Genomic DNA, 12,477 nt, shown 5'->3' on the forward strand with positions numbered 1-12,477 from the left:
CGTGGTGCTGGGCCGCCGAGGTCCCGGTGAGGGCTGGCGGCCCGGGTCTCAGCGGTCGGCTTCGCGCTGCTGAGGGATCCCGCCGAGCAGGTCCCGAACCTCGGCCTCGCGGTAGCGACGGTGGCCGCCGAGCGTGCGGATCGAGGTCAGCTTGCCGGCCTTGGCCCAGCGGGTGACGGTCTTGGGGTCGACCCGGAAGAGTGTCGCGACCTCTGACGGGGTCAGGAGCATCTCGGGCTCGGGGTGCTGTGCGGACATGCTGCCTCCTGGCGAGCGTCTCGGTCAGGTGCGGCGGTCGCCGCGGGCCTCGACCGAATCTGTGCGGGCTGTGCGTATCGAGCGGTTCGTCCTGGGCGGGGACCGCCACTCGAAGACATCGCGTCTCGAAACCGGGGCCATCCGTCGCCCTCTAGCATGACCGAAGCCGACAGATGACGCATTCCGGGACACGGTTCTGTTACGGATCTCACTCAAACCGCCTCAACGCGGTCAGGGGCGCCCCTCGGCATTTCCCCAGCGTAGGCAGAACAAACCTCCCACGCGCGGGCGGGGCGGTGCGCGGGACGAAAGGCACGAACCCGTGGAGATCCGACCGGCCGCCGACCGGGGGCCGCTCGGCGTGTCGCTCCGGCACCGGCGTGTCGCACCCGCCCGACGGGGCCCGGACGGGGCCGCGACCGGGCGTCGCGGAGGTCACGTGGACGCAAGTGGTCGGAATAGACGCAGAGCATGTACCGTTGCCCCACGAAGAGACGAAACAGCACCCCGGGGCCGCACGTGTGAGCACGGAGCCGCCCCGCTTCCACGTTAGAGGGGGTCGATGCCATGGGGCGCGGCCGTCAGAAGGCTAAGCAGACGAAGGTCGCCCGGGAGCTGAAGTACTTCAGCCCGGACACCAACTACAGGGCTCTCGAGCAGGAGCTCTCGTCGCACGGCCACAACGATCTCGTGACCGACACGCGGCGAAGCCCGGTCGACACGAACGACGACGACGTGGACGACTGGGGGCGCTGGTCCGACGACGACCGCTAGGTCGCCGGTGAACCGGCACCAGGCCGTGGTCATCGCCGTGACCACGGGTCCGCACGTCACGCACCTCGCAGAAGCCTGGTCGCACCGCCATGGTGCAGCCAGGCTTCCGCGCTGCTCGGAACCTCAGACCCGGTAGGTGCCCGTCAGCTGCACGGCGCCGCCGTCGACACCCTTCGTCCCCGCGACGAAACCGGGGGCGCCGGGCACGTCGGTGGCGGCACCGATCTCCCGGACACGTCCGAGCTCCCAGGCGGGCAGGCCGAGCTCGGCGGCATGCGCCAGTACCCCGTCCACCGCCTCGGGCGCGACGATCGCGACCATCCCGACGCCCAGGTTCAGCGTGCCCTCCAGGTCCGTCCACGGCACCTGTCCCAGGCCCTGGACCAGCGAGAACACGGCCGGCAGCCGCCAGCCGGAACGGTCGACGTCGGCCACCAGGCCGCGCGGCAGGACCCGGGCGACGTTCGCCGCCAGGCCACCGCCGGTGACGTGGCTGAACGCGTGCACGCCGGCGACACCCGCGCGGGCGACCAGCGCCAGGCAGTCGCTCGCGTAGACCCGCGTCGGCTCGAGCAGCTCCTCGCCGAGGGTGCGGCCCAGCTCGTCGACGTGCCGGTCGAGCGACCAGCCCGCCACCTGCACCACGCGGCGCACCAGCGAGTAGCCGTTCGAGTGCAGGCCGCTCGAGGCGAGCGCCACCAGCACGTCACCGGCACGCACCCGCTCCGGGCCGAGCAGCTCGTCCGCCTCGACGACACCGGTCGCAGCGCCGGCCACGTCGTACTCGTCGGGGCCCAGCAGACCGGGGTGCTCGGCCGTCTCGCCGCCGACCAGCGCGGTCCCCGCCACCGAGCAGGCGGCCGCGATGCCGCGTACGACGTCCGCGATGCGCTCGGGCACGACCTTGCCGCACGCGATGTAGTCCGTCATGAACAGGGGCTTCGCGCCGACCACGACGATGTCGTCGACGACCATGCCGACCAGGTCGAACCCGATCGTGTCGTGCACGTCCAGCGCCTGCGCGATCGCGACCTTGGTGCCGACGCCGTCCGTCGACGTCGCGAGCAGCGGGCGGCGGTACCGGGTCAGGGCGCTCGCGTCGTAGAGACCTGCGAACCCACCGACGCCACCGAGCACCTGCGGGCCGTGCGTCGCGCGCACGGCGTCCTTCATCAGCTCGACGGCCTTGTCACCGGCCTCGGTGTCCACGCCGGCGGCCGCGTACGTCACGCCCTGGGGCGTCGAGGCGCTCACGGGTGGTCCAGCGCGCTCGCGCCACCGGCCGACGGGACGATGGACAGCAGGCCGTCCTCCGGCGCACCGAGCGGCAGCTCGCTCTGCTCCAGCAGGTGCTTGCCGAGCCGGTCGGCGGGCGGAAGCTCGATGGGGTACCTCCCGGTGAAACAGGCCGCGCAGAGCTGCGCGGCGGGCTGCTCGGTGGCCTCGATCATGCCCTCGGTCGAGATGTAGCCGAGGGAGTCGGCGCCGAGCGACGCGGCGATCTCGGCCGGGCTGAGCCCGTTCGCGATGAGCTCGGCACGCGAGGCGAAGTCGATGCCGTAGAAGCACGGCCACTTGACCGGCGGCGAGCTGATCCGCACGTGCACCTCGGCGGCACCGGCCTCCCGGAGCATCCGGACGAGCGCGCGCTGGGTGTTGCCCCGCACGATCGAGTCGTCCACGACGACGAGCCGCTTGCCGCGGATGACGTCGCGCAGCGGGTTGAGCTTGAGCCGGATGCCGAGCTGGCGCAGCGTCTGCGACGGCTGGATGAACGTGCGCCCGACGTAGGCGTTCTTGGTCAGACCCTGTCCGAACGGGATGCCCGACTCGGCGGCGTAGCCGACCGCGGCCGGCGTGCCCGACTCGGGCACGGGGATCACCAGGTCGGCCTCGACCGGGTGCTCGACCGCCAGGCGGCGACCCATCGCGACGCGGGCCGCGTGCACCGAGCGGCCGGCGATCGTCGTGTCGGGACGGGCCAGGTAGACGTACTCGAACACGCAACCGGCCCTGTCCACGGGGGCGAACCGGGTGCTGCGCAGGCCGTCGGCGTCGATCGCGATGAACTCACCGGGTTCGACCTCGCGGACGTACGAGGCACCGACGATGTCCAGCGCGGGCGTCTCGGACGCGACGACCCATCCGCGCTCGAGCCGCCCGAGCACCAGCGGACGCACGCCCTGCGGGTCGCGGGCGGCGTACAGCGTGTGCTCGTCCATGAAGACCAGGCTGAACGCCCCGCGCAGACGCGGCAGCACCTCCAGGGCGGTGGCCTCGAGGGTGTGGTCCGGGTCGCCCGCGAGCAGCGCGGTGACCACCGCGGTGTCGGTGGTGTTGCCACGGGCGAGCTCGCCGCGCCGCTGGCTGCCGTAGCGCTCGGCGACGAGGTCGACGAGCTCGGCGGTGTTCGTGAGGTTGCCGTTGTGGCCGAGCGCGACCGTGCCGGACGCGGTGGCACCGAGCGTCGGCTGCGCGTTCTCCCAGGTGGAGCCGCCGGTCGTGGAGTAGCGCGCGTGCCCGATCGCGATGTGCCCCTGCAGGGCGTTCAGCGCGGTCTCGTCGAAGACCTGGGAGACCAGGCCCATGTCCTTGTAGACCAGCAGCTGCTGCCCGTTGGAGGTCGCGATGCCCGCGGACTCCTGGCCACGGTGCTGCAGCGCGTAGAGGCCGAAGTAGGCCAGCTTGGCGACCTCTTCACCGGGAGCCCAGACACCGAAGACGCCGCACGCGTCCTGGGGGCCTTTCTCACCGGGGAGGAGGTCGTGGTTCAGTCGTCCGTCTGCGCGGGGGGCCACGCGACCATGGTCGCACACGGACCCCGCGCCACGGCAGCCGCCGGTCAGCGACGGGACGCGCGCACGCTGCGGCGGTCGGCCAGCACGGCGAGCAGGCCGCCGAGCGCCACGCCCACCACGGCACCCGTCACGCCGAGCACGGTGCGCACCGCACCCTGGCCGTCCAGGAACGGAAGGAAGCCGCCACCCGTCGAGGCGATCGGGCTGTCCTCGCCCGTGACGAGGGCGAGCCCCACGCCGACGACGATCCCGACGATGCCGCCGGCCACGAGGAACGCGCCGAACCGGGGCGCGTGGCGCACGGTGGCCGGCTCGGCGAGCCGCTCCAGCTCGACCTCCGAGGGCACGGGCGGCTGCTCGACGTCCAGATCGACGGATGGATCGACGCCCGGATCAGCGACTGGTTCGGCGTCCGGTTCGGCGACTGGATCTGCGACCGTGCCGGCGGGCTGGGCCGGTGCCGGGGGCGCGGAGCTCTCGTCGGGACCGTCGGGCGTCGGTGCGGGGGTGTCGGGCACGCGCCCGATCGTAGGTCAGGGGCGACGGCGGGCGGCCTGCAACGGCAGCACGCCGGAGAGGTCCGCGCGGGAGCCCGAGGCGTGCACCCGGCCCGAGGCCACCGCCTCGGCCCACGTCAGGGCACCCGTGGCGAGGGCCAGCCACGTACCGGGGTCGGTCTCGACCACGTTCGGCGGGGTCCCCCGGGTGTGCCGCGGACCCTCGATCGCCTGGACCGCACCGTCCGGGGGCACCCGGACCTCGACGGAGTTCCCAGGCGCCACGTCGGCGAGCTCCTCGAGCGTGAACCGCACCGCGGCTCGTCGTGCGTCCACCGGCACCTGCGCGGGGTCGGCCTGCCAGGTCACGAGAGCTGCCCGGCCCTCGACCGAATCGGTGCGTCGACGTCCCATGCGGTCATCCTCCCCCACGGTCGGGCACCTGGTCAGGCACAGGGTCAGGCACGAGGTCGGGCGTAGCATCCTCGCCATGACCGTGACCACGCACCTGACGCGTTCGTGGTGGTGGCTGCCCTAACCGCAGCCTGGTCACCCCTGTCCCGCGCTGCTCGTGCAGCTCGGTGGACGGGACCCGTCGACCCCCGCGCGGGCGGCCTCGTCCCGAGGAGCACGCCCCGTGAGCACGTCCGACCGCACCTTCCCGACCGATCCGAGCACGTCCGCACCGACCCCTGCCGCCGATCTCAGCTCGCTCGACCTCGCGGCCGTCCGCGCCCGCGAGCGCGCCGACGACATCGAGGCACGGCTCGCCACGCACCCCGAACGGTTCCGCGTCCTCACCGGGGAGCGCCCGACCGGCCCGCTGCACATCGGGCACCTGTTCGGCACCGTCGAGAACCGGGTGCGCCTGCAACGGTCCGGCGTCGAGACCCTGCTGGTGGTCGCGGACTACCAGGTGATCACGGACCGCGACGTCGCCGGTGACGTGCGCGGGGCTGTCCGTGAGGTCGTGCTCGACTACCTCGCCGCCGGCATGGACCCGCAGCGGACGACGATCTTCACGCACAGCGCCGTGCCCGCGCTGCACCAGCTGATGCTGCCGTTCCTCAGCCTGGTCACCGTGGCCGAGCTGGACCGCAACCCCACGGTCAAGGCCGAGCTCGCGGCGAGCGGCGGACGGGCGCTGAGCGGGCTGCTGCTCACCTACCCCGTGCACCAGGCGGCGGACATCCTGTTCTGCCGGGCGAACCTCGTGCCGGTCGGCAAGGACCAGCTGCCGCACCTGGAGACGACCCGGACCGTCGCCCGGCGGTTCAACCAGCGGTACAGCCCGGCCGACCCGTTCTTCCCCGAGCCCGACGCGCTGCTGTCCGAGGCGCCCGTCGTGCTCGGCACCGACGGCCGCAAGATGAGCAAGTCGGCCGGCAACGCCATCGCGCTGGGTGCCGACGACGACACGACGGCCCGCGCCGTGCGAGGGGCCCGCACGGACGGGGAGCGGCACATCACCTACGACCCGGCGGGACGACCCGAGGTGGCGAACCTGCTCCTCCTGGTGAGCCTGTGCACGGGCCGCGACCCCGACGAGGTCGCGGACGAGATCGGCGGGCGGGGCGCGGGTGCGCTCAAGGCGCTGGTCACCGACGCGCTGCTGGCCCACCTCGCCCCGCTGCGGGCGCGGCGCGCCGAGCTCGCCCGGGACCCGTCCGTCGTCGACGACGTGCTCGCGCGGGGCAACGCCCGGGCGAACGAGCTCGCCGAGGCCACCATCGGCCACGTGCGCACGCTCATGGGCATGGCGGGGTGAGCGCGGACCGCAGGTCGAATCGGCGCGGCCGGTCGAGCCCGGCCTCCGTCACCAGTGCGCGTTGCGGGCCAGCTCGAGCGCGACGTCCTGCCACCACGCACCCGCCGCGGGGCCGCCGTTGCACGTGCCGTCGGACTCGCCGGGCGCCTTGACCCAGAGCAGGGCGTCCAGGTGCGTCGCGTCGTCCACCAGCACGGGTCGGTCACCGAGGGCCCGGCCGCGCGGGTTGCACCACTCGCCGTTCGAGCCGTTGCCGTTGCGCGAGGTGTCGACGACGAAGCCCTTGCCGCCCACGAGCGCCGAGACCTGCTCGCCGTACGCGCGGGTGTCGGCGGTGGTCTGGTAGTTCGAGGTGTTGAGCGCGAAGCCGGCCGCGTACTCGAAGCCGACCTGGTTCAGCCGGGCGGCCGCGGTCGAGGCGGACAGCCAGCCGGAGTGCCCCGCGTCGATGTACACCCGGCCACCGGCCTGCGTCAGCACCCGGGCCGCGTACTGCAGGTAGCCGACGCGGTCGCCCTGGCCGTCGCAGTCGCCGAGCTGGGCCAGGGCGTCGGGCTCGAGCACGATGATCGGCGCACCCTCGATCGCGGCGGCCACCTGGTCGATCCACTGCGCGTACTCGCTGGTGGCGACCCCGCCCGCGGAGTACGCGCCGCAGTCGCGACCGGGGATCGCGTAGACCACGAGCATCGGGGTCTGGCCGGCGGCCACCGCGGCGGCCGTGTAGTCGTGCACGCCCGCGGCGATCACGGCGGTGTCGGCCCAGTCGCCGACCCAACGGGCCTGCGGGGTCTGCGCGATCTTCGCCAGCAGGGTCTTGTCCTGCCCGGTCGCGGCCTGCCAGGCGGCGTACGCCTGCGAGGTCGGGTCGACGTAGAGCGCGCCGGCCGGTGCCGGCGTGGTCGTCGGAGTGGGCGTGGGCGTCGCTGTGGGCGTGGGCGTCGCGGTGGGCGTGGGGGTCGAGGTCGGGGTCGCGGTCGGTGTGCTCGTCGATCCCGTGCACGTGGTGCCGTTGAGGCGGAAGGAGGTCGGCACGGAGTTCGCACCGGACCACGACCCGGTGAAGCCGAACGAGGTGCGCGCCCCCGTGGCGAGCGAGCCGTTCCAGCCGAGGCTCGCGACCGAGACCGCGGCGCCGCTCGTCGTGACCGTGCCGTTCCACAGCTGCTGGACCTTCTGGCCGTCCGCGAAGGTCCACTGCAGCGTCCACGAGGACACCGGGTCGCCGAGGTTCGTCACCGCGACGTCCGCGCCGAAACCGCCCTGCCACTGGTTGGTCACGGTGTACGCCACCGAGCAGCCCGCGGACGCCTCGGCGCCCGTGGCCAACGCGGTCAGTCCGGCACCGAGCACGGCGGCGGTCGCCAGCGCCGTGGCGAGAAGTCGGGTCCTGCGCATGAGCTGCTCTCCTCCACCTGCGACGACTGCGTCCTCAGGGAGGAAACCCGACGGCTGCGGCACACGTCGAGGGTAGAGGCACGGCTGAAGCGTTTCGCGACGGACGCCGGGTCGGCGCGCTACTCCCCCACCTGGCCGTCGACGTGCTCGCGCAGCAGGTCCGCGTGACCGTTGTGCCGCGCGTACTCCTCGATCATGTGCACCACGATCCAGCGCAGGCTCGGCCCGGTGCCGTCCTCGAAGCGCCGGCGGGCCACCTGGTCGAGACCGCCGGTGGTCAGCGCCTCGGCGACCAGAGCGCGGGAACGGTCCACCTCGTCCTGCCAGAGCGCCCGCAGCTCGTCCGGGTCGTCGTCGGCGGCCGAGTGCCAGTCCCAGTCCGGGTCGGCCGCCCAGTCGACCGCGTCCCACGGCGGCTGCCGAGGTCGGTCGTGCAGCGCCCGCGAGAACCAGTCGGACTCGACGTAGGCCAGGTGCTTGAGCAGGCCGGCGAGCGTCATGGTCGTCGGCGCGAGCGTCGCGCGCAGGCCGGCGGCATCCAGGTCCGCGGTCTTCCAGGCCAGGGTCGCGCGCTGGTAGTCGAGGAAGCCGAGGAGCGTGGCCGTCTCGTCCCCGGTCAGCGGAGGCTCGGGCCGGCCGTGCTCGTCCAGCTCGACGGGTGTGCTCGTGGGGGTGCTGTCGTCCATCGGTCCAGCCTGCCTCTCGTCGGTCACGGCCGGTTCCGGCCGGCGTCCCGGAAGTCCCGGTGGTACCCGCGGGTCCGGCTGCGGACCGCGGCCCTGTCGGCGGCGGCCAGACGGGCGTCGGCCCGCCTCGCCTGGTGCGCGGCCTCCCGGGCCAGTCGCTGCCAGCTCGCGAGCCGGCGCGGCGCGAGCTCACCCGCGTCGACCGCCGCGGCCACCGCGCACCCGGGCTCCCCCGCGTGCCGGCAGTCGCCGAACCGGCAGGCGCGAGCCAGCTCGGCCACGTCCGCGAAGGCCTCGTCGAGCGCATCGGGGTCGGCGACCAGGCCGACGCCCCGCACCCCCGGGGTGTCGATGAGCAGCGCCCCGTCGCGCAGCGGCACGAGCTCGCGGTGCGTCGTGGTGTGCCGCCCTCGACCGTCCGTGCGGCGCTCGCCCGTGCCCATGACCTCGCGGCCCGCGAGCGCGTTGACCAGGGTCGACTTGCCCGCGCCCGAGGGCCCCACGACGACGAACGTCCGACCGGGTCGCAGCAGCGCGCGCAGGGCATCGAGCCCGGAGCCGTCGGTGGCAGAGACGGCGTGCACGTCGACGCCGGGCGCGGTGGCCGCGACGTCGGCGGCCATCCCGGCCGGGTCCGGCACGAGGTCGGCCTTGGTCAGCACGACCACGGGCAGGGCACCCGAGCGCCAGGCCAGCGTGAGCAGACGCTCGACCCGGCCGAGCGCGGGGTCAGGGTCCAGGTGCTCGACGACGAGGACGACATCCACGTTGGCGGCCAGCACCTGCACCTGCGACGTGCGTCCGGCGGTGTCCCGCACGAGGGCGGTGCGCCGCGGCAGGACCGCCCGCACGTGCAGCACGTCGGCCGAACCGGCCGGCCGCGGGTCGTCGTCGCGCTCCCCTCCGTGCCCGCCCTCGACCTCGGCGGGGCTCTCGGCCTGGCTCTCGGCCTGGTCCGCTGGCCGGCCCTCGACGACGACGAGGTCACCCACGGTGGGGACGAGCCGGACGCCGTCGGGGCCGGCGACGAGGCCGTCACGGTCGAGCACCGCCCGTCGGGGTGCCGCCTCGAGATCGTCCTCGGGCAGGACGAGAAGTGCGCCCTTCTCCGCCCGGGCCACACGCACGACGCGCCGGGCCGGTCCCGGCTCCCCGGCTGCACCCGTCCCGGTCCCTGTACCCGTCCCGGTCCCCGTACTCGTCCCGGTCCCCGTCCCTGCTCCTACCCCCGCCATGCGCCGACGGTAGGACCGCGGGCCCTGCACGCTCCACGGGAATTCGCATCCGCCCACCGACGTCCTGCCGGGCGACCACGGCCGGGTTAGCCTCGCGCATGAGCACCGTGACACCGCCCCGGGTCGTGCGGCACCGCCGCATCGAGGCCCCCGCCCCCGACGTGTGGGCCGTGCTGGGCCGCCTGACCAGGCACGCCGCGCTGGTGCCGCTGACCACGGTCGACGCCCCCGACCGCGAGCTGCGCGTGGGCGACCGCGTGACGGCCGTGACCGCGGAGGTCGTCGTCGACCGCATGGTGGTCACGGCGGTGCGCCGCCGCGGCGAGGACCCGACCGCCGACGACTGGGCGCGCTGGGCCACCCTGCACAAGGAGGGACCGCTGCTCGTCGGCGACGCGCACCTCGTGGTCCGGGCGCGCGGGCGGCACGCGTGCGAGGTGCTGTGGGCGGAGGACGTGCGCACGACGATCGCCGGTGCTGCGCTGGAGCCGTTCGTCGACGTGGCGCTGGCGATCATGAGCGACCGGGCGCTGGCCCGGCTCGACGGGCTCGTCGCGCGCGCCTGAGCGGGCACGACGACGCCCTGGCCACCGAGAGATCGGCGACCAGGGCGTCGGGAGTGCGGGTCGGGCGTTCCCGGCGTCAGCCGAAGTAGGTCGGGAGCGTCGCGGTCCACGCCGTGCGGGCCTCGTCGAGCCCGAGCGTGAACAACCCGCGCACCTCGACCGCGGGGCCGTGCACGTGGTCGGCGTCCGCCACGGGGGCGCCGGCGCCGGGGCTGCACGACTCGGCCGTCTCGCCCACGCGCACCGCCGGGACACCGCGTGCCGTGCACAGGTCGGCGAACCGGACCTCCTCCGAGCGCGGCACGGCGACGAGCACGCGGCCGGTCGACTCCGAGAACAGCGCCTCGAACGGGGTCACGTCGTCACGCGAGCAGATCGGCTCGAGGTCGACCTGCACGCCCACGCCGAACCGCAGCGAGGACTCGACGAGGGCCTGCGCGAGGCCGCCCTCGGAGAGGTCGTGCGCGGCGTCGACCAGCTCGTCGCGCGAGGCGTGCGCGAGCACGGCGGCCAGACGACGCTCGGCGGCCAGGTCGACGGCCGGGGCGGTGCCGCCCAGGTGGTCGTGCACGACATCGGCCCACGCGGAGCCGTCGAGCTCGCCGCGCGTGACGCCCAGCAGGTAGACCGCCTGGCCGGGCGTCGTCCACCCGGACGGGGTCGCGTCAGCGACGTCGTCGAGCACGCCGAGCACGCCGACGACGGGCGTCGGGTGGATGGCCGAGTCGATCTTGCCGGGCTCACCCGTGCCGTTGTAGAGCGACACGTTGCCGCCGGTCACGGGGACCTCGAGCACCTGGCAGGCGTCGGCCAGCCCGCGGATCGCCTCGACGAGCTGCCACATCGAGTCGGGGTGCTCCGGGCTGCCGAAGTTGAGGCAGTCGGTCACGGCAAGCGGGCGGGCACCCGTCGTCGCGACGTTCCGGTACGCCTCGGCCAGCGCGAGCTGGGCGCCGGTGTACGGGTCGAGCTTGCTGTAGCGGCCGTTGGCGTCCGTGGCGAGCGCGACGCCCAGGCCGGTCTCCTCGTCGACGCGGACCACACCGGAGTCGTCCGGCTGGGCGAGCGCGGTGTTGCCCTGCACGAACCGGTCGTACTGGTCGACGACCCAGGACTTGTCGGCCAGGTTCGGGCTCGCCAGCAGCCGCAGCACGGTGGCACGCAGGTCCTCGGGCGTCGACGGGCGGGCGAACCGTGCCGCACCCTCGGGGCCGCTGATCGTGTCGGCGTTGAGGGCGTCCTGCCAGGCGGGGCGTGCGTACGGGCGGTCGTAGACCGGGCCGTCGTGCGCGACCGAGCGGGGCTCCACGTCGACGATGCGCTCGCCGTGGTGGTCGATGGTCAGCCGGCCCGTGCCGGTGACCTCGCCGATCACCGCGGTCTCGACGTCCCACTTGCCGGTGATGGCCAGGAACGCGTCGAGCTTGTCGGGCGTGACGACCGCCATCATGCGCTCCTGCGACTCCGACATGAGGATCTCGCCGGCGGTCAGGGTGGGGTCGCGCAGCAGCACGTTCTCCAGGTCGACGTGCATGCCGCCGTCACCGTTGGAGGCCAGCTCGCTCGTCGCGCACGAGATGCCGGCGGCGCCCAGGTCCTGGATGCCCTCGACGACCTTGGCCGCGTACAGCTCGAGGCAGCACTCGATGAGCACCTTCTCCATGAACGGGTCGCCGACCTGCACCGAGGGGCGCTTGGACGGCTTGGTGTCGTCGAAGGTCTCCGAGGCGAGGATCGAGGCCCCGCCGATGCCGTCGCCGCCCGTACGCGCGCCGAACAGGACGATCTTGTTGCCCGTGCCCGAGGCGTTGGCCAGGTGGATGTCCTCGTGCCGCAGCACGCCCAGGCACAGGGCGTTGACCAGCGGGTTGCCCTGGTAGGACGCGTCGAAGACGAGCTCACCCCCGATGTTCGGCAGGCCGAGGGAGTTGCCGTAGCCGCCGACGCCCGCGACGACGCCGTGCACCACGCGGGCGGTGTCGGGGTGGTCGACCGCACCGAAGCGCAGCTGGTCCATGACCGCGACCGGGCGGGCACCCATCGAGATGATGTCGCGCACGATGCCGCCGACACCCGTCGCGGCGCCCTGGTACGGCTCGACGTACGAGGGGTGGTTGTGCGACTCGACCTTGAACGTGACGGCCCAGCCGTCACCGATGTCGACGACGCCGGCGTTCTCACCGATGCCGACGAGCAGGTGCTCCTTCATGGCCGGCGTGGTCTTGTCGCCGAACTGGCGCAGGTGGTTCTTGCTCGACTTGTACGAGCAGTGCTCGGACCACATGACCGAGTACATGGCCAGCTCGGCGGCCGTGGGACGCCGCCCCAGCAGGTCGCGGATGCGCTGGTACTCGTCGGGCTTGAGGCCGAGCTCGGCGAACGGCTGCTCGAGGTCGGGCGTCGCGGCGGCGTGCTCGACGGTGTCGGCGGTGTGGGCGGGGCGCGGGGCTGCGGTGGTCATCGGTTCCCTCGGTGGCGGCCCGGACGGTGGCGACCT

At 73.8% G+C, this 12,477-nt stretch carries 12 protein-coding genes; 3 read left to right on the forward strand and 9 right to left on the reverse strand.

All coding sequences use genetic code 11. The features are described 5' to 3' along the window. Positions 1–48: 48 nt before the first annotated feature. Entirely contained in the window at positions 49–258 is a 210-nt protein-coding gene (locus BKA22_RS05270) for a BldC family transcriptional regulator (RefSeq protein ID WP_146952482.1), read from the reverse strand. A gap of 567 nt (positions 259–825) precedes the next feature. On the opposite strand from BKA22_RS05270, the gene BKA22_RS05275 reads away from it, so the two are divergent. Then, entirely contained in the window at positions 826–1,032 is a 207-nt protein-coding gene (locus tag BKA22_RS05275; RefSeq protein ID WP_146952484.1) for a DUF3073 domain-containing protein, read from the forward strand. A gap of 123 nt (positions 1,033–1,155) precedes the next feature. Here BKA22_RS05275 and purM read toward each other — a convergent pair whose 3' ends face one another. The 4 genes from purM to BKA22_RS05295 are packed head-to-tail and all read right to left on the reverse strand — an operon-like array spanning position 1,156 to position 4,741. Further along, positions 1,156–2,286, reverse strand: a complete 1,131-nt coding sequence (gene purM / locus BKA22_RS05280; RefSeq protein ID WP_146952486.1) for a phosphoribosylformylglycinamidine cyclo-ligase — start codon at positions 2,284–2,286, stop codon at positions 1,156–1,158. Further along, the gene (gene purF, locus BKA22_RS05285; protein ID WP_146952488.1) at positions 2,283–3,830 is read right to left on the reverse strand and encodes an amidophosphoribosyltransferase; all 1,548 of its coding nucleotides are present in this window, start codon (positions 3,828–3,830) and stop codon (positions 2,283–2,285) included. Before purF ends, purM begins: the two co-directional genes overlap by 4 nt. Before the next feature lie 44 nt (positions 3,831–3,874). Then, positions 3,875–4,348: a histidine kinase gene (locus BKA22_RS05290; RefSeq protein ID WP_223203523.1), complete on the reverse strand. Its 474-nt coding sequence runs from the start codon at positions 4,346–4,348 to the stop codon at positions 3,875–3,877. 15 nt (positions 4,349–4,363) lie between these two features. Beyond that, positions 4,364–4,741 carry a sterol carrier family protein gene (locus BKA22_RS05295; RefSeq protein ID WP_146952490.1) on the reverse strand — a complete coding sequence of 126 codons (378 nt, stop codon included), beginning with the start codon at positions 4,739–4,741 and terminating at the stop codon, positions 4,364–4,366. Positions 4,742–4,964: 223 nt separating this feature from the next. Between BKA22_RS05295 and trpS the strand changes: the two genes are divergently transcribed. Then, the gene (gene trpS / locus BKA22_RS05300) at positions 4,965–6,095 is read left to right on the forward strand and encodes a tryptophan--tRNA ligase (protein WP_146952492.1); all 1,131 of its coding nucleotides are present in this window, start codon (positions 4,965–4,967) and stop codon (positions 6,093–6,095) included. 48 nt (positions 6,096–6,143) lie between these two features. On the opposite strand, the gene BKA22_RS05305 is transcribed toward trpS, so the two are convergent. The 3 genes from BKA22_RS05305 to rsgA form a co-directional block, all read right to left on the reverse strand. Continuing rightward, positions 6,144–7,493 carry a glycoside hydrolase family 6 protein gene (locus tag BKA22_RS05305; RefSeq protein WP_146952494.1) on the reverse strand — a complete coding sequence of 450 codons (1,350 nt, stop codon included), beginning with the start codon at positions 7,491–7,493 and terminating at the stop codon, positions 6,144–6,146. A gap of 119 nt (positions 7,494–7,612) precedes the next feature. Beyond that, entirely contained in the window at positions 7,613–8,179 is a 567-nt protein-coding gene (locus BKA22_RS05310; protein ID WP_146952496.1) for a DinB family protein, read from the reverse strand. Positions 8,180–8,202: 23 nt separating this feature from the next. Continuing rightward, a complete protein-coding gene (gene rsgA, locus BKA22_RS05315) occupies positions 8,203–9,414 on the reverse strand; it encodes a ribosome small subunit-dependent GTPase A (protein ID WP_146952498.1) in 1,212 nt (403 codons plus the stop codon). 98 nt (positions 9,415–9,512) lie between these two features. Here rsgA and BKA22_RS05320 point away from each other — a divergent pair, with 98 nt between their 5' ends. Then, positions 9,513–9,980 carry a hypothetical protein gene (locus BKA22_RS05320; protein ID WP_146952500.1) on the forward strand — a complete coding sequence of 156 codons (468 nt, stop codon included), beginning with the start codon at positions 9,513–9,515 and terminating at the stop codon, positions 9,978–9,980. Positions 9,981–10,056: 76 nt separating this feature from the next. On the opposite strand, the gene purL is transcribed toward BKA22_RS05320, so the two are convergent. Further along, positions 10,057–12,441 (reverse strand): phosphoribosylformylglycinamidine synthase subunit PurL, encoded by a 2,385-nt coding sequence (purL, locus tag BKA22_RS05325; RefSeq protein WP_146952502.1) that lies wholly within the window; start codon positions 12,439–12,441, stop codon positions 10,057–10,059. Positions 12,442–12,477: the final 36 nt, after the last annotated feature.

Origin of the sequence: Cellulomonas soli, from assembly GCF_013409305.1 — a bacterium.
Taxonomy (GTDB): domain Bacteria; phylum Actinomycetota; class Actinomycetes; order Actinomycetales; family Cellulomonadaceae; genus Cellulomonas; species Cellulomonas soli.

Coding starts and splice junctions, on each gene's coding strand:
- BKA22_RS05295 (WP_146952490.1), bottom strand. CDS start 4,741: ATGGGACGTCGACGCACCGATTCGGTCGAGGGCCGGGCAGCTCTCGTG.
- purL (WP_146952502.1), bottom strand. CDS start 12,441: ATGACCACCGCAGCCCCGCGCCCCGCCCACACCGCCGACACCGTCGAG.
- BKA22_RS05270 (WP_146952482.1), bottom strand. CDS start 258: ATGTCCGCACAGCACCCCGAGCCCGAGATGCTCCTGACCCCGTCAGAG.
- BKA22_RS05305 (WP_146952494.1), bottom strand. CDS start 7,493: ATGCGCAGGACCCGACTTCTCGCCACGGCGCTGGCGACCGCCGCCGTG.
- BKA22_RS05310 (WP_146952496.1), bottom strand. CDS start 8,179: ATGGACGACAGCACCCCCACGAGCACACCCGTCGAGCTGGACGAGCAC.
- BKA22_RS05275 (WP_146952484.1), top strand. CDS start 826: ATGGGGCGCGGCCGTCAGAAGGCTAAGCAGACGAAGGTCGCCCGGGAG.
- rsgA (WP_146952498.1), bottom strand. CDS start 9,414: ATGGCGGGGGTAGGAGCAGGGACGGGGACCGGGACGAGTACGGGGACC.
- BKA22_RS05320 (WP_146952500.1), top strand. CDS start 9,513: ATGAGCACCGTGACACCGCCCCGGGTCGTGCGGCACCGCCGCATCGAG.